The sequence below is a fragment of the Xanthomonas sontii genome (assembly GCF_040529055.1).
GTDB lineage: Bacteria > Pseudomonadota > Gammaproteobacteria > Xanthomonadales > Xanthomonadaceae > Xanthomonas_A > Xanthomonas_A sontii.
On the sequence record NZ_CP132342.1, the window covers coordinates 2,650,141 to 2,671,012 of the forward strand.

At 69.1% G+C, this 20,872-nt stretch carries 12 protein-coding genes; 9 read left to right on the top strand and 3 right to left on the bottom strand.

Annotation, left to right across the window (positions count from 1 at the left end):
* The first annotated feature begins 201 nt into the window (after positions 1-201).
* The 3 genes from RAB70_RS11145 (at position 202) to RAB70_RS11155 (ending at position 7,368) form a co-directional block, all read left to right on the top strand.
* On the top strand, positions 202-5,061 hold the full coding sequence (locus tag RAB70_RS11145; RefSeq protein WP_148828087.1) for a PAS domain S-box protein: 4,860 nt from the start codon (positions 202-204) through the stop codon (positions 5,059-5,061).
* The gene (locus RAB70_RS11150; RefSeq protein WP_148828088.1) at positions 5,058-5,993 is read left to right on the top strand and encodes a diguanylate cyclase domain-containing protein; all 936 of its coding nucleotides are present in this window, start codon (positions 5,058-5,060) and stop codon (positions 5,991-5,993) included. The genes RAB70_RS11145 and RAB70_RS11150 overlap by 4 nt, the downstream gene beginning before the upstream one ends.
* A 94-nt stretch (positions 5,994-6,087) precedes the next feature.
* Entirely contained in the window at positions 6,088-7,368 is a 1,281-nt protein-coding gene (locus RAB70_RS11155; protein ID WP_026143566.1) for an MFS transporter, read from the top strand.
* Here the strand turns inward: RAB70_RS11155 and RAB70_RS11160 are convergent.
* The 3 genes from RAB70_RS11160 to RAB70_RS11170 form a co-directional block, all read right to left on the bottom strand.
* Positions 7,349-8,686, bottom strand: a complete 1,338-nt coding sequence (locus RAB70_RS11160) for a diguanylate cyclase (protein ID WP_017911362.1) — start codon at positions 8,684-8,686, stop codon at positions 7,349-7,351. The two genes, RAB70_RS11155 and RAB70_RS11160, sit on opposite strands and share 20 nt — an antisense overlap.
* An 88-nt stretch (positions 8,687-8,774) precedes the next feature.
* A complete protein-coding gene (locus RAB70_RS11165) occupies positions 8,775-10,082 on the bottom strand; it encodes an FAD-binding oxidoreductase (RefSeq protein WP_148828089.1) in 1,308 nt (435 codons plus the stop codon).
* Positions 10,083-10,187: 105 nt separating this feature from the next.
* A complete protein-coding gene (locus RAB70_RS11170) occupies positions 10,188-11,567 on the bottom strand; it encodes a glutamine synthetase family protein (RefSeq protein WP_148828090.1) in 1,380 nt (459 codons plus the stop codon).
* Between the two features lie 268 nt (positions 11,568-11,835).
* On the opposite strand from RAB70_RS11170, the gene RAB70_RS11175 reads away from it, so the two are divergent.
* The 6 genes from RAB70_RS11175 (at position 11,836) to RAB70_RS11200 (ending at position 20,866) form a co-directional block, all read left to right on the top strand.
* Positions 11,836-12,591 carry a gamma-glutamyl-gamma-aminobutyrate hydrolase family protein gene (locus tag RAB70_RS11175; RefSeq protein WP_017908480.1) on the top strand — a complete coding sequence of 252 codons (756 nt, stop codon included), beginning with the start codon at positions 11,836-11,838 and terminating at the stop codon, positions 12,589-12,591.
* A 5-nt stretch (positions 12,592-12,596) separates the two neighbouring features.
* The gene (locus tag RAB70_RS11180) at positions 12,597-13,979 is read left to right on the top strand and encodes a glutamine synthetase family protein (protein WP_017911359.1); all 1,383 of its coding nucleotides are present in this window, start codon (positions 12,597-12,599) and stop codon (positions 13,977-13,979) included.
* Between the two features lie 900 nt (positions 13,980-14,879).
* The gene (locus tag RAB70_RS11185; RefSeq protein WP_148828092.1) at positions 14,880-16,244 is read left to right on the top strand and encodes an aspartate aminotransferase family protein; all 1,365 of its coding nucleotides are present in this window, start codon (positions 14,880-14,882) and stop codon (positions 16,242-16,244) included.
* A 93-nt stretch (positions 16,245-16,337) separates the two neighbouring features.
* Entirely contained in the window at positions 16,338-17,459 is a 1,122-nt protein-coding gene (locus tag RAB70_RS11190) for a polyamine ABC transporter substrate-binding protein (RefSeq protein WP_148828093.1), read from the top strand.
* A 564-nt stretch (positions 17,460-18,023) separates the two neighbouring features.
* Complete coding sequence (locus RAB70_RS11195; protein ID WP_148828094.1) at positions 18,024-19,292, top strand: HlyD family secretion protein; 1,269 nt, start codon at positions 18,024-18,026, stop codon at positions 19,290-19,292.
* A complete protein-coding gene (locus tag RAB70_RS11200) occupies positions 19,289-20,866 on the top strand; it encodes a DHA2 family efflux MFS transporter permease subunit (protein ID WP_148828095.1) in 1,578 nt (525 codons plus the stop codon). Before RAB70_RS11195 ends, RAB70_RS11200 begins: the two co-directional genes overlap by 4 nt.
* The last annotated feature ends 6 nt before the right edge of the window (positions 20,867-20,872 follow it).

Genomic DNA, 20,872 nt, shown 5'->3' on the forward strand with positions numbered 1-20,872 from the left:
GGGACGCGCCTCGCGCGTCGGTGCGTGGTGCATGTTGCCGCCTTTTCCTGCACTTACGCGATCAAGTTCGCCAGCGCCGTGCCGATGAGGCGATCACGCAGCGCCGCTGGCGCGCCATGCCCGCCAGGCCGGCCACTGGCGCTGCGACCACGGGTGCATTACCCGATCCATCGACACAGCGCTCCAGGGAGGGGCGTGACCATGTCCCCGTTGCCGTTCAAGCGCAGTCCGTTCTACTGGTCGTTGGCGACCCTGCTGATCGGCATGGCGATCACCGCGGTCGTGGCCTTGCAACTGCAGCGGGCCAATGCGCGGCATGTGCAGGCGCAACTGGATGGCAAGGCACGCGCCGTCTTCGCCCGTATCGAAGAGGGACTGGCCAACTATGACCATGGCTTGCGCGGTATGCGCGGCATGGTCATAACTGCCGGCGATGCGTTGCATGGCGAGCAGGTGCTGCGCTACAGCCAGAGCCGTGACATACGCCGCGAGTTTCCGGGCGCGCGTGGCTTCGGCTTCATCCGCCGCGTCGCGCAGGCCGACCAGGAGCGCTTCGTCGCCACCGAGCGGGCACTGGGTCGTGCGGACTTCCGCATCCGGCAATTGACGCCGCACAGCGGAGATCGCTTCGTCATCCAGTACATCGAGCCGGTGAGCGATAACGCCGCCGCGCTGGGTCTGGATATCGCCTCGGAGCCTTCGCGGCGCCGCGCGGCCTTGGCGGCGGCGCTGAGCGGAGAATCGCGCTTGACCGGGCCGATCACGCTGGTGCAGGCCGGCGCGCAGCGGGCGCAGGCGTTCCTGTTGCTGCTGCCGGTGTATCGCAGCGCCGCGACGCCGTCGACCGCGGCACAGCGTCAGCGCGAACTGGTCGGCTGGACCTATGTGCCGCTGTTGATGTCGCAGGTGATGCACGCGCTGAATCTGGATTCTGAGCGGGTCGAACTGACCCTGAGCGATGAGGGAGGCGACGTCGAGGCGACTGCGTTCTATCGCAATGTCGTTCAGCCCACTTCGGCGCAGGCGCCGCAGGTCGTGCTGCGGCGCGAGGTGATGGGGCGGCACTGGCAGATGCGCGTGGTTGCCGGGCCCGCGTTCGTGGCCGCCAGCGCGCCGTGGTCGGTGCGCGCCGTCCTACTCGGCGGTGCGCTGCTCAGCGTGCTGGCGGCGGCGCTGGCGTTCGCGCTGTGCAGCAACCATTTGCGGCGCCGGCAGATCGCCCGCGACCAGGCGAACCTGGTCGCCGTTGTGCAAAGCTCTGCCGACGGCATCATCGGCAAGACGCTCGAGGGCGTGGTCACCAGTTGGAATCGGGCCGCCGAACAGCTGTTCGGCTTCAGCGAGGCCGAGGCGATAGGGCGGCGGCTGGGCGAGTTGATCGTGCCGTCGGACCTGATGCACGAGGAAGAATCGGTGCTGCGGCGGATCGGACGCGGCGAGGAGGTGCCGTACTTCGAAACCGTGCGCCGGCATGCCGACGGACGCCTGCTGGACGTGCTGGTCAGCGTATCGCCGATCTACAACGCCGAAGGCCGGCCGATCGGCGCGTCCAAGACGGTGCGCGACATCTCCGAGCAAAAGGCCGCGCGGGCGCAGATCCTGGCCTTGAACGCGACCCTGGAAAGCCAGGTGGCGGCGCGGACCGCCGAGTTGAGCCGCAGCACCGCGATGCTCGAAGGCGTGCTGAGCGCCGCCTCGGAAGTGTCGATCATCGCCACCGACCGCGACGGTACCATCACCCTGTTCAACACCGGCGCCGAGCGCCTGCTCGGTTACCGCCGCGAGGACGTGGTCGGCACGCTGACGCCCGGCACGTTCCACCTGGCCGAGGAGGTGGCCGCCCGCGGCGCGATGCTGGCCGCCGAGCTGGGGCATCCGGTGGAAGGTTTCCGTGTGTTCGTGGAGAAGGCCGAGCGCGATGGTGCCGAAATCCGCGAGTGGACGTATGTGCGCCGCGACGGCACGACCCGCCAGGTGAGCCTGGTGGTCACGGCGATCCGCACCGGACAGGGCGAACTCTCCGGCTACCTGGGCATCGCCCTGGACATCAGCGAACGGCAGGCGGCCGAGCGCTCGCTGGCGCGCAGCATGGCCCTGACCCAGGCGATCCTGGACACCGCGGTCAACCCCATCATCACCTTCGACGCGCGCGGCAAGGTGCGCTCGGTCAACCGCGCCGGCGAACGCGTGTTCGGCTATGGCGCCGACGAACTGGTCGGCGAGGACGTCAGCCGGCTGATGCCCGAGGTGGCGCCCAGCCTGCACGCGGCGATGGCGGCCGACGTGCCGCCGGCAGGCGCGTGGCCGGAGCGCGTCGACAGCGCCCGCGAACTGCAGGCGCTGCGCAAGAACGGCGACGCGTTCGCGATCGAGATCAGCCTCGGTACGATGTGGATCGACGGCGAATGCCTGCTGGTCGGCGTCATCGCCGACATCACCGAGCGCAATCGCCAGCGGCAGGCGCTGACCCGCGCGCACGACCAGCTGGCGATGGCCGCCGATGCCGCCGAACTCGGCATCTGGACCTGGACCCCGGGCGACGACGCGCTGGAATGCAACGAGCGCATGTACGACCTGTACGAGTGGCCCGCGGCCTTGCGCGAACGCGGCTTGCGTTATTCCGATTGGCGGGTGAAGGTGCACCCGGACGATATCGCCATATCCGAGGCCAGCCTGCAGGCTGCGATGGAGCGGGGGACGGTCTACGACCCGGTGTTCCGGGTGCAGCGCAGCGACGGCGGCCTGCGGCATATCCAGGCCGGCGCGCACACCGAACGCGACGCGCAGGGGCGGGTCACCCGGGTCATCGGCATCAACCGCGACATCAGCGCGCAACTGCAGGCCGAGCAGGACCTGCGCCAGGCCAAGGCGCGCGCCGACGAGGCCAGCCAGGCCAAATCCTCGTTCCTGGCCAACATGAGCCACGAGATCCGCACGCCGATGAACGCGGTGCTGGGCATGCTGCAACTGCTGCAGCGCACCGCGCTGGATGCGCGCCAGGACGATTACGTGGGCAAGGCGCAGAAGGCCGGCAAGTCGCTGCTGAGCCTGCTCAACGACATCCTCGACTACTCCAAGATTGAGGCCGGCAAGCTGCAGCTGGACCTGCATCCGTTCCGCATCGAGGAGTTGCTGCGCGACCTGGCGGTGGTGCTGGCCGGCAATCACCAGCGGCCGGAAGTGGAGATCGTGTACCAGCTCGACCGCGGTATCCCTGATCGCGTGATCGGCGATGCGCTGCGCCTGCAGCAGGTGCTGATCAACCTGGCCGGCAACGCGCTCAAGTTCACCGAGCACGGGCATGTGCGCTTGCGCGTTGAACTGCTGCAGCGGCAGGCGCAGGCGGTGACCCTGCGGATGATCGTGGAGGACACCGGCATCGGCATCAGTGCCGAGCAGCAACAGCGCATCTTCCACAGCTTCACCCAGGCCGAGGCCTCGATCAGCCGCCGCTTCGGCGGCAGTGGCCTGGGCCTGGTGATCAGCCGGCGCCTGATCGGCATGATGGGCGGCGAGCTGCAGGTGCACAGCGTGCTCGGCGAGGGCAGCCGGTTCTGGTTCGATCTGCCGCTGATGCTGGATGCCAACGGCGAGGCGGCGGCTGGATGCGGCTGCGCGCGCCCGCGGCATGTGCTGGTGGTCGACGACAGTGCGCTGGTGCGCGAAGTGCTGACCGACGCGCTGGGCGCCTGCGGCTGGCAGGTGGAGGGCGTCGCCAGCGGCGAGGACGCGGTGGCGCGCGCGATCGCGGCCGAGCGCGAGGGCGCACGCTTCGACGCCGCGTTGATGGATTGGCGCCTGCCCGGCATCGACGGCGTCACCGCGGCGGCGCAACTGCGCGCGATGTGCGCCGCGCCGCCGTTGGTGCTGATGCTGACCGCCTACCAGAGCGAACTGCTGGGCCAGACGCAGCGCCACGTGTCGCCGCCGTTCGCCGATCACCTGGTCAAGCCGGTGACGCCGTGCCAGGTGATCGAAGCCCTGGAGCGGGCCTGGAGCGGGGGTGCCAGGATCGCTGCGCCAGTGCCGGTGTCGCAGCGCGTGGCGCGTCTGCCCGGGCTGCGCGTGCTGGTGGTCGAGGACAATGCGCTGAACCGGCAGGTGGCCGAGGAATTGCTGTGCGCCGAGGGCGCGCAGGTGGCGCTGGCCGAGGACGGCCTGTCGGGCGTGCAGTGCGTGCGCGACAGCGGCCAGGTCTTCGACGTGGTGGTGATGGACATGCAGATGCCGCGCGTGGATGGCCTGGAGGCGACCCGGCGCATCCGTGCCGACGCGCGTTTCGCGCGATTGCCGATCCTGGCGATGACCGCCAATGCGGCGCAGGACGACGTCGACGCCTGCCTGGCGGCGGGCATGGATGCGCATATCGGCAAGCCGATCGATCTGGAACAGATGGTGGAGGCGCTGCTGCGCCTGAGTGGCCGCACCGCCGCGCCGGCATCGGTGGCCCCGCAGCCGGCGCCGCCCGAGCCGGCGGCGCCGGCTGCGCTCGATGCGATCCTGGCGCGGTTCGGCAACAACGCCGGCCTGTTCGTGCGCATGCTGGACGCCTTCGCCGAGGAGCACCGCACGCTGCTGCAGCGGGTCGAGACGGCCTTGCGGCATGGCGATGCCGGTGCCAGTGCCGATGCCGCACACGCTTTGAAAGGCAGCGCCGCGACGCTGGGCGCCGCCACCCTGGCGCAGGCCGCTGCCGTGGTGGAGCAGGACGCCCGCGGCGGACGCCTGCCCGACGTCGCGGCGACGCTGGCGGCGCTGCGCGCGGCGGCCGCGCAGGATCTGGAGGCGCTGCGCACCGCGGCCGCGCCGCTGCGCGCACCCGCGCCACCTGCCGGTATGGACGCCATGCCCGAAGACGCCATGCTGCCGTGGTTGCGCGCGCTGGAGCCGCTGCTGCGCCAGTCCGACCTGGCCGCATTGACCCTGCTGGAGCAGGCCCCGCCGGCCATCGCCGGCGCCCAGGCCGGCGACGCGCTGCGCCTGCGCGAGCAGGTACAGACGCTGCGCTTCGACGACGCCCTTGTCACGTTGAACAACTTGTTGGAGACCGCTTCCCGATGAGCGATTTCGCTGCCTACCGACGCCTCGCCCCGCAGGGACGGCGCCCGCGCGTGCTGATCGTGGACGACCAGCCGATCAACATCCACGCGCTGCACGAACTGCTGCGCGACGCCTGCGAGGTCAGCATGGCGCTGGATGGCACGCGTGCACTGGCCTTGTGCCAGCAGCAGCCGCCGGACCTGGTGCTGCTGGACGTGATGATGCCGGAGCTGGACGGCCTGCAGGTCTGCCGCCGGCTCAAGGCCGACCCGGCGACCGCGGACATCCCGGTGGTGTTCGTCACCGGGCAGGATGCGCCGGAGGACGAGGTCGCCGCGCTGGAAGCCGGCGGCGCCGATTTCATCAGCAAGCCGGTGCAGCCGGTGGTAGTGCGGGCGCGGGTGCAGAACCATCTGATCATGAAGCTGCAGAGCGACCTGCTGCGCGAAGTCGCGTTGCTGGATGGGCTGACCGGGGTGGCCAATCGCCGCCGTTTCGACGACGCCCTGGCCACGCACTGGCAGGCCTGCCTGCGCGAAGGCAAGCCCTGCGGGGCGCTGATGATCGACGTGGACTACTTCAAGCGCTACAACGATCACTATGGTCATCAGCTCGGCGATGGCTGCCTGCGCGCCGTCGCCCAGGCGCTGGCCGGTTGCGTGCTGCGTCCGCACGATCTGCTGGCCCGCTATGGCGGCGAGGAGTTCGTGGCGTTGCTGCCGGGCAGCGATGCCGACGGCGTGCGCGAAGTGGCGCAGCGCATGCTGCAGCGGGTCGCCGAGCTGCAGCTGGCGCACGACGCCTCGCTGGTGGGGCCCTGCGTGAGCATCAGCCTGGGCGGCGCGGTGGCGGTCCCCCAGGCGGACGCCAGCGCCGCACAACTGCTGGCGCAAGCCGACGCGCAGTTGTATCTGGCCAAGCAGGGCGGTCGCGCGCGGGCCTGCGTGGGGTGATGCGCCGCGCCGGCGATCGTTGCCTGCGCAACCAAGCGCGTCGCCTCGGCGCCGATCTGCCAGAATCGGCCGATTGCCTGTCGATGTCGCCTCCATGACCGTTGCCGCGTCTCCCGTTCCGCCCGTCAACTCGCCGCGTCGCGTGCTGCTGGCCAGCCTGGTCGGCACCACCATCGAGTTCTTCGACTTCTACATCTACGCCACCGCTGCGGTGCTGGTGTTCCCCAAGCTGTTCTTCCCCGAAGGCGATGCCGATGCGGCGCAGTTGCAGTCGCTGGCGACCTTCGCCGTGGCCTTCGTCGCGCGGCCGCTGGGATCGGCGCTGTTCGGCCATTTCGGCGACCGCATCGGCCGCAAGGCCACCCTGGTCGCGGCGCTGCTGACCATGGGCCTGTCCACCGTGCTGATCGGCCTGCTCCCCGGCTACGACCGGATCGGCCTGTGGGCGCCGGCGCTGCTGGTGCTGTGTCGCTTCGGCCAGGGCCTGGGCTTGGGCGGGGAGTGGGGCGGGGCGGTGCTGCTGGCCACCGAGAACGCGCCGCCGGGCAAGCGCGCCTGGTACGGCATGTTCCCGCAGCTGGGCGCGCCGCTGGGCTTCCTGCTGTGTTCGGGCATCTTCCTGCTGCTGGGCGCGCTGCTGGACGAGGCGCAGTTCCTGCGCTGGGGCTGGCGCATTCCGTTCGTCGCCAGCGCCCTGCTGGTGATCACCGGGCTGTGGGTGCGCCTGCGCATCCACGAGACCCCGGACTTCCAGCGCGCCCTGGACCGCAACGAGCGCGTGCGCCTGCCGATGCAGACGGTGCTGTCGCGGCACGTCGGCGCGACGGCGCTGGGCACGTTCGCGGTGCTGGCGACCTTCGTGCTGTTCTATCTGATGACGGTGTTCGCGCTGGGCTACGGCACCACCACGCTGCACTACAGCCGCGAGCAGTTCCTGCTGCTGCAGATGGTCGGCATCCTGTTCTTCGCCGCCGGCATCCCGTTGTCGGCCTGGTACGGCGACCGTCGCGGCACGCGCCCGGCGATGCTGGTGGCCAGCGTGGCCATCGTCGCGTTCGGGCTGTTCTTCGCGCCGCTGTTCCAGGCCGGGCAGCCCTGGCAGGTGCTGGGCTTCCTGGCGCTGGGATTCTTCTTCATGGGCCTGACCTACGGCCCCTGCGGCACGCTGCTGGCCGAACTGTATCCGGTGCCGGTGCGCTACACCGGCGCCTCGCTGGCGTTCAACCTGGCCGGCATCGTCGGCGCGGCGCCGGCGCCGTACGTGGCGGTGTGGCTGGCCACGCACTACGGCCTGCCGTGGGTGGGCTACTACCTCAGCGCGGCGGCGCTGCTGACCTTGCTGGCCCTGCTGGCGATCAGGCGGCCGCGTCGCTGAGCGCCGGCTCCGCCGGCGGCGCGTGTTCGACCCGGTTGCGGCCGCCGGCCTTGGCCAGGTACAGGTACTTGTCGGCCTCGGTCAGCAGCGGATGCAGGGTCTGCCGCTGCGGACCGCTGCTGCTGACGCCAATGCTGATGGTGAGACGCAGGGTCTGCGTGCCCAGCGGAATCACGAGGTCGGCGATGCGCGCGCGCAGGGTTTCGAAGTAATCGGCGGCCGCGGCGGGGGCCAGGCCCGGCACCAACATGCAGAATTCCTCGCCGCCGAAGCGCGCCACCATGTCCTGCGGGCGCGCGTGCGCGGCCAGGGTCGCCGCCACCGCGCGCAGCGCTTCGTCGCCGGCCTCGTGGCCGAAGGTGTCGTTGATGTGCTTGAAATGGTCGATGTCGAGCATCGCCACGCAGACCGGCTCCTGCCGCGCCAGCCACTTCGCCAGCACGCGCTGGCTCTGTTCGAGGAAGTGCCGGCGGTTGGGCAGGCTGGTGAGGAAGTCGCGTGTCGCCAGGTCCTGCAGGGTGCCGATCAGCTCCAGCTGATCCACGTTCTGCGAGACCCGGCAGAAGAACTCCTCGCGCGAGAAGGGCTTGCGCAGGAAGTCGTTGGCGCCGTTCTTGAGGAAGCGCGGTACCAGCGACGGGTCGTTGTTGCCGGACAGGCCGATCACCGCCAGCATGTCGCGCGCGCGCAATGCGCGCAGCCGGCGGGTGAATTCCACGCCTTCCATGCCCGGCATTTCCTGGTCCACCACCGCCAGGCGGATGGACGGATTGGCCTCGATCGCGCGCAGCCCGGCGGCGCCGTCGGCGGCCTCGACCACGCGGTAGCCGTACATCGACAGCAGGGAGGCGGCGTAGGCGCGCGCCGACGGCGAGTCGTCCACCACCAGCGCGGTGATGGACCGGTTGCGCGCCAGTCGCTGCACCAGCCAGGCCAGGTAGTCGATGCTGTCCGGCGCGTTCTTCAGGACGAAGTCGATGATCTGCTGGGTCAGGATGCGCTTGCGCAGGCTCTCGTCGTAGACCCCGCTGACCACCACGGTGGGCAGCCCGCGCGCGACGAAGAAGTCCACGACGGTGTCGCGGTCGCCGTCGGCCAGCACCAGCCCGGTCAGCGCCAGGAACCAGGGGCCGCCGTCATCCAGGGCGGCGGCGGCCTCGGCCAGGGTGGAGACCACCACGACCGGCAGTTCGACCCGTTGCTCGATCGCCGCGCGCAGCAGGTCGGTGAAGGTGCGCGAGTTTTCCACCAGCAGGATGCGCTGCTGTGCGGGGCTGCCGTCGGGGGCGATCGGGGCGATCGACAACGGGTGCGACATGCATGCCTCGCGGGCGGCAATCCAGGAATGGAACCCGGTTAGCGGCCGTGCGCGCGCAAACTTGAGGGCGGCGTGGGTGCGTCGCTGGCTACCAGAGCGCGTCGCGCAGCTTGTACCAGGACATCGCCGCCACCAGCAGCGGCGTGCGCAGCAGGCGGCCGCCGGGGAAGGGCGCGTGCGGGATCCGTGCGAACACGTCCAGCCGCTGCGCCTGCCCGGCGATCGCCGCAGCGATGACCGCGCCGGCCAGGCCGGTGGCGGCCACTCCATGGCCGGAGAAGCCCTGGGCGAAGTACACGTTCGGGGTCAGCCGGCCCCAATGCGGGGCGCGGTTGCGGGTGATGTCGACGTAGCCGCCCCACACCGAGTCCATCTCGACCTGGCGCAGTTGCGGGAACACCCGGCGCATGCGCCGGGTCATCACCCCGCGCAGGCCGGGCGGCGGCAGCGACGAATAGCTGGCGCGGCCGCCGAACAGCAGCCGGTGGTCGCGGCTGAGGCGGAAGTAGTCCAGCGCCCAGTTGACGTCGGCCACCGCCATGTCGTTGCCGATCAGTTCGCGGGCCAGCGCCTCGCCCAGCGGCGCACTGGCGCCGATGTAGGTGCCGACCGGCATGATCCGCGATTCCAGCTCCGGGGCGATGCCGCGCAGCCAGGCATTGCCGGCGAGGATGGCGAACTCGCCCTCGACCTCGCCGTGCGCGCTGCGCAGAATCGGTCGCGCGCCGCGCACCAGTTGCGTGACCGGCGTCTGCTCGTAAATGCGCACCCCGGCCGCCAGCGCCGCCCGCGCCAGGCCACGCGCGTAGTCCAGCGGATGCAGGTGGCCGCTGGCCGCGTCGTACATCGCGCCCAGGTAGCGAGGGCTGCGCAACTGCGACTGCAACTGCGCGCGGTCCCACCATTGCAGCGGATAGTCGTAGCGCTGCGCCATCTCGATGATGCCGGCGCGCAGCGCGCGTTCCTGCCGCGGCTTGATCGCCACGTGCGCATGGCCGTCGCGCCAGTCGCAGGCGATGCCATGGCGGGCGATGCGGGTACGCAGCAACTGCATGCCGTCGCGGGAGAAGTCGAACAGCAGTCGTGCATCGTCCTGGCCGAGCAGGGCTTCCAGGGTGTGCTGCTCGCAGCCGTAGCCGACGATGGCCTGGCCGCCGTTACGCCCGGACGCACCCCAGCCGACCCGCTGCGCCTCCAGCACCACCACCCGATACCCGGCCTCGGCCAGGGCCAGCGCCGCACTCAGCCCGGTATAGCCGGCGCCGAGGATGCACACGTCGGCGCGCACCTGGCCTCGTAATGGTTCCTGTTTCGGGAACGGCGCGGCGCTGTCGAGGTACCAGGACGCGCCGGGAATGGGGACTCGGGAATGGGGAATGGGGGAAGCGCCGGTCATGGCGGCGAACTGCAGTGATGGCCCAGGCGCACCATGTCCTGGGCTCCAGACGCTTTCGCGCTCGCTGCTTTCGATTCCCGTTTCTCCATTCCCGATTCCCGGCCTTCAAACCGTGCGCAAATACCAGCGATAGTCCACATCGCTGACCTGCGCCTGGAAGTCCAGCAGCTCGCGGCGCTTCTGCTGGCCGTAGATATGCCGGAAGTGCGTGCCGAACGCCGTGGCGGCGAAGTCGCTGTCCAGGAAGCGGGCGATCGCGCTGCGCCAGTCCGGTTCGCGTGCGGCGTGTTGCGCGTAGGCGTTGCCCTGGGTCGGCGGGCCGGGGTCTAGGCCCTGCGCCAGGCCGTGTTCGATGCCGGCCAGCACCGCCGCGACGACCAGGTAGGGATTGGCGTCGGCGCCGGCGATGCGGTGTTCGATGCGGGTGTTGGCCGGGTCGCTGTGCGGCACCCGCATCGCCACGGTGCGGTTGTTGAAGCCCCAGCTGTCGTTGAGCGGGACGAAGGCATTCGCGACGAAGCGCCGGTAGCTGTTGGCGTGCGGGGCGAACAGCAGCAGGCAGTCCTCGGCGCTGTGCTGCAATCCGCCGATGGCATGGCGCAGCGGCGCGGCCGGCACCTGCGGGGTGCAAGCGAACACGTTGTGGCCGGCATCGTCGAGCAGGCTCACGTGCACGTGCAGACCGCTGCCGGATTGCGCGGCGAACGGCTTGGCCATGAAGCTGGCGAGCAGGCCCTGCTGCTGCGCGATCGCCTTGATCGCGCGCTTGAGCAGCACCGCATCGTCGCAGGCGGCCAGCGCATCGGCGCGGTGCTTGAGGTTGATCTCGAACTGGCCGGGCGCGTATTCGGCGACCGCGGTATCGGCCGGGATGCCCTGCGCGCGGCAAGCCTGCGCGACCGCGTCGGTGAAGCCGCGCTGGTCGTCCAGTTCCTGCATGTAATAGACCTGGGTGCTGTCGTTGCGCAGTCCGCTGTGGGCGTGCAGCGGCGGCTGCGGGCGGCCGTGCGCGTCGGCGTGCGGGTCGAACAGGTAGAACTCCAGTTCCACCGCGATCACCGGGGTCAGCCCGCGTGCCTGCAGGCGGGCCAGCACCTGCGCCAGCACCTGGCGCGGGGCGAAGTCGAGCGCGCCGCCGGCGCCGTCCTGCATCGCCAGCAGCAGTTGCGCCGACGGCACCGGCGCCCACGGCACCGGCCGCAGACTGCCCGGCACCGGGAAGCACAGCCGATCCTCGTCGCCGATGTCGTAGCCCAGCCCGGTTTCCTCGACGGTATTGCCGGTGATGTCGGTGGCGATCAGCGACATCGGCAGGCATACCCCGTCGCGGTAGACCTTGTCCAACGCCTCGCGGGCGATGCGCTTGCCGCGCAGCAGGCCGTTGCAGTCCGGCAGCAGCAGGTCGATCTGCTCGCAGCCGGCGATACGCTGCAGGGTCTGGGCATCGTCCGGGGGCAGCAGCGGAGCGTCGTGCATGCGGGTCATCGCGGCGGACGGCGGGAGTGCTTCGAGCTTAGCAGAGCACCATGGCGTCAAGAATACTCAACAGCGACAGGAGGCGACGTGCCGGCGCTCGCTCGCGCGGCACGCTGGTCGTGTTGCGCTTTTGCGGCATGACGAAGGAGATTTTGCGGCATCGTGCGGGCCGGTCAGCGCCTCTGCAGGTGCGTTGTGCGCCGTGTCCCAGTGCGTGTCGTGTTGTAAAAATAAAACGCTCGCGGTAACTTGCGAGGACGCCACACGAGTTCTTCGCATGGCCGTATCGCCCCTGGTCGGCGTGCCGACCGACCGCAAGCTCATCGGCCACCATCCGTTCCTGGCCGCGGGCGAAAAGTATCTGCGTGCCGCCGTCGATGGCGCTGGGGTGACCCCGGTGCTGCTGCCGTCGCTGCAGCCCCCGGTCGACGCCCGCGCCTGGCTGACGCGGCTCGACGGCCTGCTGCTGACCGGCGCGGTCAGCAATATCGAGCCGCACCATTACAGCGACGAGCCGAGCTGGCTCGGCAACCTGCATGACCCGGCGCGCGACGCCAACACGCTGGACCTGATTCCGCAGGCGATCTCGCTGGGCCTGCCGATCCTGGCGATCTGCCGCGGCTTCCAGGAAGTCAACGTCGCCCTCGGCGGCACCCTGCACCAGAAGGTGCATGCGCAGCCGGGGCTGTCCGATCATCGCGAGGATCCGCAGGCGCCGCTGGAGGCGCAGTACGCGCCGGCGCACGAGGTGGCGCTGAGCGAAGGCGGTTGGCTGGAGGAGATCGCTGGCCGCGGACGGGTGCGGGTCAACTCGCTGCACGGCCAGGGCGTGGCCCGGCTCGGCGGCGACCTGATCGTCGAGGCGCTGGCGCCGGACGGGCTGATCGAGGCCTTCCGCGGCATCGGCCCCGGTTTCCTGCTCGGTGTGCAATGGCATCCGGAGTGGCGGGTCCTCGACGACCCGTTCTATCTCGGCATCTTCCAATCCTTCGGCGACGCCTGTCGCCACTATGCGGCCAGCCGCAGGCGCTGATTCCCATGGCCAGTCGACCCCGATCGCGCAAGCACACCCCGGAACAGCAGGAAAGCTCGTTGCGGCGCTGGCTCAAGGAGCGCCACATCACCGAGGTCGAGTGCCTGGTGCCGGACATCACCGGCAACGCGCGCGGCAAGATCATTCCCGCCGCCAAGTTCTCGCACGACTACGGCACGCGCCTGCCCGAGGGCATCTTCGCCACCACGGTCACCGGCGACTACCCGGACGACTACTACGACCTGACTTCGCCGTCGGATTCGGACATGCAGCTGCGCCCGGACCCGGACACGGTGCGCATGGTGCCGTGGGCCGCCGATCCCACCGCGCAGGTGATCCACGATTGCTATACCAAGGAAGGCCAGCCGCACGAACTGGCGCCGCGCAACGTGCTGCGCGGGGTGCTGGAGGCGTATGCGGCGATCGGCTGCAAGCCGGTGGTGGCGCCGGAGCTGGAGTTCTTCCTGGTGCAGAAGAACACCGACCCGGACTTTCCGTTGCTGCCGCCTGCCGGCCGCTCGGGTCGGCCGGAGACGGCACGGCAGTCGTACTCGATCGACGCGGTCAACGAGTTCGATCCGATCCTGGACCTGATGTACGACTATTGCGACGCGATGGAGCTGGACGTGGACACGCTGATCCACGAATCCGGCGCGGCGCAGCTGGAGGTCAACTTCACCCACGACGACGCGCTGTCGCGCGCCGACCAGGTGTTCCTGTTCAAGCGCACCATGCGCGAGGCGGCGCTGCGCCACGGCGTCTACGCCACCTTCCTGGCCAAGCCGATGGAGAACGAGCCGGGCAGTGCGATGCACATCCACCAGAGCCTGGTGGACAAGCACGGCAAGAACGTCTTCAGCGGCCGCCGCGCCGGCGAGTACAGCCGCACCTTCGCCCATTACCTGGCGGGCCTGCAGAAGTACGTGCCGATGGCGATGGCGTTCTTCGCGCCCAACGTCAATTCCTACCGCAGGCTGATGTTCGGCGAGGTGTCGCCGAGCAATGTGCTGTGGGGCTTCGACAACCGCACCTGCGGCCTGCGCGTGCCGATCGACACGATCGAGAACATGCGCGTGGAGAGTCGTTTCGCCGGTTCCGACGCCAATCCGTACCTGGCGATGGCGGCGACGCTGGCCTGCGGCTTGCTCGGAATCCGCGAAAAGCTCGAACCGACCGAGCCGACCACCGGCAGCGGCAAGGAGATGGGCTATCAGTTGCCGCGCTCGCTGGGCGAGGCGCTGGACGAGCTGGAGCGGTGCGGGCCGTTGCAGGAGTTGCTGGGGCCGCGTTTCGTGCGGGCGTACATTTCGGTCAAGCGCAAGGAGTACGAGACGTTCTTCCGGGTGATCAGTTCGTGGGAGCGGGAGTTTTTGTTGTTGAACGTGTGAGCTGCTGTTGGCTGTTGTGGTTGGGCTGCTGCGCAGTTGTTCGTACTCCTCGACGCTGCTTCGATCTTGCCGCTTCCGCTTCCGCTTCCGCTTCCGCTTCCGCTTCTGCTTCTGCTCCCGCTTCATCTGTTGCTGTTGCTTCTGCTGTTGCTTTTTGGCTTTTGATTTACCGGGTTCCCTTCCGTAGCGGCGGCCATCGCGGGGAAACACCCGAAGGGCGGCGTACATGGATGTACGCCGTCCGCGGCAGGGGCAGGATGCCCCTTCCGCGGATCCCCGTGATGGACGCGGACCCGGAGCGCGCAGCGCGGAGGGCGCGAAGGCAGGGCGCGCTTTCTTTTGGTTACCTTTTCTTTGCGCGAGCAAAGAAAAGTAACTCGCCCGAAAGGGCGAAAGCCTTTAAAGCTTTTGCTGTTGCTTCAAGCTTGAGTGTCAGACGAGAAGAACTGTAGGAGCGGCTTCAGCCGCGACAGACACGACTGATCGCCTCGGTCGCGGCTGAAGCCGCTCCTACATTTGGCCATGGCGGAAGCATCCTCAAAAGCAAAGCTTTCGCCTTGCGGCGAGTCACTTTTCTTTGCTTGTGCAAAGAAAAGTAACCAAAAGAAAGCACACCCTGCCTACGCGCCCTCCGCGCTAACGCGCTCCGGGTCCGCGTCCATGCTGGGGATTCGCGGAAGGGGCATCCTGCCCCTGCCGCGAACGGCGCACATCCATGTGCGCCGCCCCTTCGGGGTTTTTCCCCGGCACGGCCGCCGCTACGGAAGGGAACCCGGCAAGTCAAAAGCGACGGCAACAGCAAGAGCAAAAGCAAGAGCAAGCGCAACAGCAACAGCAACAGCAACAGCAACAGCAAAGCTTGGCCGCGGTAGCGGCCTTGGTACCGACATTGGAGTGGACATGGACCCGATCGATACGCGCGCCCTGCAGGACCTGGATGCCGCGCACCACCTGCACCCGTTCAACGACAACGCCGCCCTGGCGCAGAAAGGCACCCGCATCCTCACCCGCGGCGATGGCGCCTACGTCTGGGATGCCGACGGCAACAAGTTGCTGGATGCCTTCGCCGGCCTGTGGTGCGTCAACGTCGGCTACGGGCGCAAGGAACTCGGCCAGGCCGCCGCGCGGCAGATGGAACAGCTGGCGTACTACAACAGCTTCTTCCAGTGCACCACCGAACCCACCATCCGCCTGGCCGCCAAGCTCGCCGAACTGGCGCCCGGCGACCTCGACCATGCCTTCTTCACCAACTCCGGCTCCGAGGCCAACGACACCATCCTGCGCCTGGTGCGGCACTTCTGGGCCGTGCAGAACCAGCCCCAGAAGACCATCTTCATCGGCCGCCACGACGGCTACCACGGCACCACCATGGCCGGCGCCAGCCTAGGCGGGATGAAGGGCATGCACCGCCAGGGCGGCCTGCCTATCCCGGACATCCACCACATCGATCCGCCGTACTGGTTCGGCGACGGCGGCGACATGGATCCGGAGGAATACGGGCTGCTCGCCGCGCGGCGACTGGAGGACAAGATCCTGGAACTGGGGTCGGAGCGGGTGGCCGCGTTCATCGGCGAGCCGATCATGGGCGCGATCGGCGTGTACATTCCGCCGCGCAGCTACTGGCCGGAGATCGAGCGCATCTGCCGCCGCTACGACGTGCTGCTGGTCGCCGACGAGGTGATCTGCGGCTTCGGCCGCACCGGCGAATGGTTCGGGTCGCAATACTTCGGCTTCCAGCCGGACGTGATGACCATCGCCAAGGGCATCACCTCCGGCTACATCCCGCTCGGCGCGGCCATGTTCGGCACGCGCGTGGCCACGGTGCTGAAGGGGCAGGGCGGCGAGTTGGCGCATGGCTGCACCTATTCCGGGCACCCGGTGTGCGCGGCAGTGGCGCTGGAGAACCTGCGCCTGCTGCAGGACGAGGGCATCGTCGAACGCGCGCGCAGCGAGATCGCGCCGTACCTGGCGCAACGCTGGGCCGAGCTGGGCGAGCACCGGCTGGTGGGCGAGGCGCGCATCGTCGGCATGATCGGCGCGCTGGAACTGGTGCCGGACAAGCCGCGCCGGCAGTACTTCCCCGAGCGCGGCAAGGTCGGCGCATTGTGCCGCGACAACGCGCTGCGCCGCGGCCTGATCCTGCGCGCCACCAACGACGCGATGTTGCTGTCGCCGCCGCTGATCCTCAGCCGTGCCCAGGTCGACGAACTGTTCGACAAGGCCTGGCTGGCGCTGGAGGATACGGCCCAGGCGCTGGGCAAATAGCCCGGCGCTGGGTAGTCTGGAGCCCCGATCCCGGATCCGGCACGCGCCGCCGATCCTTCCATTCCTGCCCCCACGGACCCGCGGAGACCTGCGATGAAGCTGCGACTGCTCACTCTTTCCCTGGCCACGGCGCTGCTCGCCGGCTGCGGCGGCTCCGGCGGCGACGCGGACAAGGCGGGGCAGGGCGAGGCGAAGGTCCTCAACGTCTACAACTACTCGGACTACATCGCCGAGAACACGATTCCCGACTTCGAGAAACAGAGCGGGATCAAGGTCACCTACGACGTCTTCGACAGCGACGAGATGGTGGAGACCAAGCTGCTGGCCGGCGGCAGCGGCTACGACGTGGTGGTGCCGACGCTGAACTTCTTCGGCCGGCAGATCCAGGCCGGCGTGTTCCTGCCGCTGGACAAGAGCAAGATCCCGAACCTGGCCAATCTCGATCCGCAGATCATGCAGCGCATCGCGCAGCAGGATCCGGGCAACAAGTACGGCGTGCCGTACATGGTCGGCACCACCGGCATCGGCTACAACGTGGACAAGGTCAAGGCCGCGTTCGGCAGCACCGACATCGCCAACAGCTGGGACCTGGTGTTCAAGCCGGAGAACCTGTCCAAGCTCAAGGACTGCGGCGTGACCCTGCTGGACACGCCCTCGGACCTGATCCCGATCGCGCTGCATTACCTGGGCGAGGATCCGCACACCACCGACCCGGCCAAGATCGAGCAGGCCGCGGCGCTGATCAAGCGCATCCGCCCCTACGTGCAGAACTTCCACTCCTCGCAGTACGTGACCTCGCTGGCCAACGGCAGCACCTGCCTGGCGGTGGGCTGGTCCGGCGACATCATCCAGGCCCGCGACCGCGCCGAGGAAGCCAAGAACGGCGTGCACGTGGCCTATTCGATTCCCAAGGAAGGCGCGCCGCAGTGGTTCGACATGCTGGCCATCCCCAAGGACGCCAAGCATCCGGAGAACGCCTACGCGTTCATCAACTACCTGCTGACGCCCAAGGTGGCCGCGGCCAATACCGACTTCATCCACTACGCCAACCCGGTGCCGCAGGCGACCCCGCTGGTGGACGCGGCGATCCGCAACGATCCCACCATCTATCCGCCGCCGGACGTGGCCGCGAAGATGTTCACCTATTCGATCAACCCGCCCGAAGTGGACAAGCTGTACACCCGCCTGTGGACGGAGATCAAGACCGGCCGTTGAGCCGCCGGCGTTTCGGTCCGGGTAAGGCTTTGCGGGTTGCCCCGGACCGCTATCGCGCTGCGCTTGCCCGAGCGACCAGGGGGAGCGTAAGCGGCTGTTGTGGGAGGGACTTCAGTCCCGACGCGATGCTGCCTGGGACGCATCGCGTCTTCGCCCGTGGCGGCTGAAGCCGCTCCTGGAGTTTTTTGCCGGTCCACGCAGGCACCGCGCCGGCACGCTCTCCCGGTTGAGATCGGAGCCAGTAACACCCTCTCCCGCAGGAGCGGCTTCAGTCGCGACGGGCCGTCCCGATCGCACCTCGTCGCGCGAGTGAAGGTCGCCCCCGATACATCGCTCCCCCCATCGGGATGAGAGACCGGGGACATCGCTCCCTCGACCCAAGCGGCCGGGGCGGGCGCCGCACAGCGTCCGTTATCGCGGCGACGCTGCAGCGCCACCGCCACGTGATGCTCACACACTCTGTACTCACCGGTACAAATAATGCGCCGGCTGGCGTACGCTACCGTTTGGTGGCGTCGCCGTTCCGACCCGGCGACGTTCTTCCTCTCCCCAGGAATCAGCGACTTGAGCAACCACGACCCAGACTCCTCACAGGCGCCGCGGCAGGCCGCCGCGCGCGACGCCCATGCCGGCCAGGGCCAGTCCGGCTCGCCCCGGGACGACACGGGCCATGACGGCAAGGGCCAAGCCGACGACGGCAAGTCCGACACGCCGTCGCCGCTGAAGAACCCCAAGGTCAAATGGACCCTGCTGCTGATCGGCCTGCTGGTGGTGATCGGCCTGGTGGTGTGGCTGATCTATTACCTCACCACCGGCCGCTACCTGCAGGAAACCAACAACGCCTATCTGCAGGCCGATACGGTGGCGGTGGCGCCGCGGGTCAACGGCTACGTGACCGCGGTGTATGTGCGCGACAACCAGAGCGTGACCGCTGGGCAGCCGCTGCTGGAGATCGACCCGCGCACCTACCGCGCCACCCTGGAGCAGGCGCAGGCGGCGATCGCGGTACGCCAGGCCGACATCGCTGCCGCCGAGGCCGGGCTGCAGGCGCAGCGCGCCAGCCTGCTGCAGGCGCGCACCCAGGTCACTGCCGCCGCCGCCAGCCTGCGCTTCGCCCAGGGCGAGGCCAAGCGCTTCGGGCCGTTGGCCGCCTCCGGCGCCGACACCCACGAACACTACGAAAGCATCGTCCACGACCGCGACCGCGCGCAGGCGCAGTTCGACGCGGCCAAGGCCCAGGTCGTCGCTGCGGAGAGCCAGGTGCAGGGCACCAGCGCCAAGCTCGACCAGGCCCGTGCCGGGCTGGTGCAGGCGCAGGCCGACGCCGCGCAGGCGCAGGTGGCGGTGGAGGACACCCGCCTGACCGCGCGCATCGCCGGTCGCATCGGCGACAAGACCGTGCAGGTCGGCCAGTTCGTCGCGGCCGGCACCCGGTTGATGAGCGTGGTGCCGGTGGACGCGCTGTACCTGAGCGCCAACTTCAAGGAAACCCAGGTCGGGCTGATGCGGCCGGGGCAGCCGGCGCGGATCGAGGTCGATGCGCTGTCCGGGGTGGAGCTGGACGGCGTGGTCGAGAGCATCGCCCCGGGCACCGGGTCGCAGTTCGCGCTGCTGCCGCCGGAGAACGCCACCGGCAACTTCACCAAGGTGGTGCAGCGGGTGCCGGTGCGCATCCGCCTCAAGGCCGGCGCCGAGGCGCGCAAGGTGCTGGTGCCGGGCATGTCGGTGACGGTGACGGTCGATACGCGCAGCGCCAAGGATGCCAAGGAGCGCGTGGAGGAAGAGGACGCGCAGGGCCAGGATGCGGTCGCCCCGCGCGGGCGCACCCCGTGAGCGAAGCGGCCGCGGCGGCTGGCACGCAGGCGCCGGGCAAGGCCGACACCGGGGCCTGGCTGGCGGTGGCCGCCGGCACCATCGGTTCGTTCATGGCGACGCTGGACATCTCCATCGTCAACGCCGCACTGCCGACCATCCAGGGCGAGGTTGGCGCCAGCGGCACCGAAGGCACCTGGATCTCGACCTCCTACCTGGTCGCCGAGATCGTGATGATCCCGCTGACCGGCTGGTTCGTGCGCACCCTGGGGCTGCGCAACTTCCTGCTGATCTGCGCGCTGCTTTTCACGTTTTTCTCGGTGGTGTGCGGGCTGTCCAGCAGCCTGACCATGATGATCCTCGGCCGGGTCGGCCAGGGCTTCGCCGGCGGCGCGCTGATCCCCACCGCGCTGACCATCGTCGCCACGCGGCTGCCGCCAGCGCAGCAGACCCTGGGCACGGCGCTGTTCGGCATGACCGTGATCCTGGGCCCGGTGATCGGGCCGCTGCTGGGCGGCTGGCTCACCGAGAACGTGAGCTGGCACTACGCGTTCTTCCTCAACGTGCCGGTCTGCGCCGGCCTGGTGGCGCTGCTGCTGCTCGGGCTGCCGCATGAGCGCATGTATCTGCGCGGGCTGCTTGACGCCGACTGGCTCGGCATCTTCGGCCTGACCGCCGGACTGGGCGCGCTGACCGTGGTGCTGGAAGAAGGCCAGCGCGAGCGCTGGTTCGAATCCACCGAGATCGTGCTGCTGAGCGTGGTGTCGCTGGTCGGCTTCATCGCTCTGGTCGGCTCGCAATTCCTCAGCCGGCAGCCGGTGATCCGCCTGTCGATCCTGCTGCAACGCAGTTTCGGCGCGGTGTTCGTGATGGTGATGGCGGTGGGCATGATCCTGTTCGGGGTCATGTACATGATCCCGCAGTTCCTGGCGGTGATCTCCGGCTACAACACCGAGCAGTCCGGCTACGTGGTGCTGCTGTCGGGCGTCCCCACGGTGCTGCTGATGCCGATGATGCCCAAGCTGCTGACCACGGTGGATGTGCGCGTGCTGGTGCTCGGCGGGTTGAGCTGCTTCGCCGCGGCCTGCTTCGTCAACATGCACCTCACCGCCGAGTCGGTGGGCATGCATTTCGTGGCCGGGCAGCTGCTGCAGGGCTGCGGGCTGGCGCTGGCGATGATGTCGCTCAACCAGGCGGCGATCTCCTCGGTGCCGCCGGACCTGGCCGGCGACGCCTCGGGCCTGTTCAATGCCGCGCGCAACATGGGCGGCTCGATCGGCCTGGCGCTGATCTCCACCTTCCAGGAGCGGCGCATGGTGTTCCATACGCAGATGCTCGGCAGCGGCACCACCGCCAATTCGCCGCTGGCGCAGGACTACCTGCACGGCATCGCCGCGCAACTGCAGTCGGTGTCCGGCGCCGGCGCGGCGATGCAGTCGCTGGCGCAACTGGCGCGGCTGGTGCAGCAGCAGGCCCTGGTGATGACCTACAACGATCTGTTCTGGATCTTCGGGGTGATCGTGGTCTGCACGATCCCGCTGGCGTTCCTGCTCAAGCCGCTGCCCAAGGGCGGCGCTCCGCTCGCGATGCATTGAGGATTC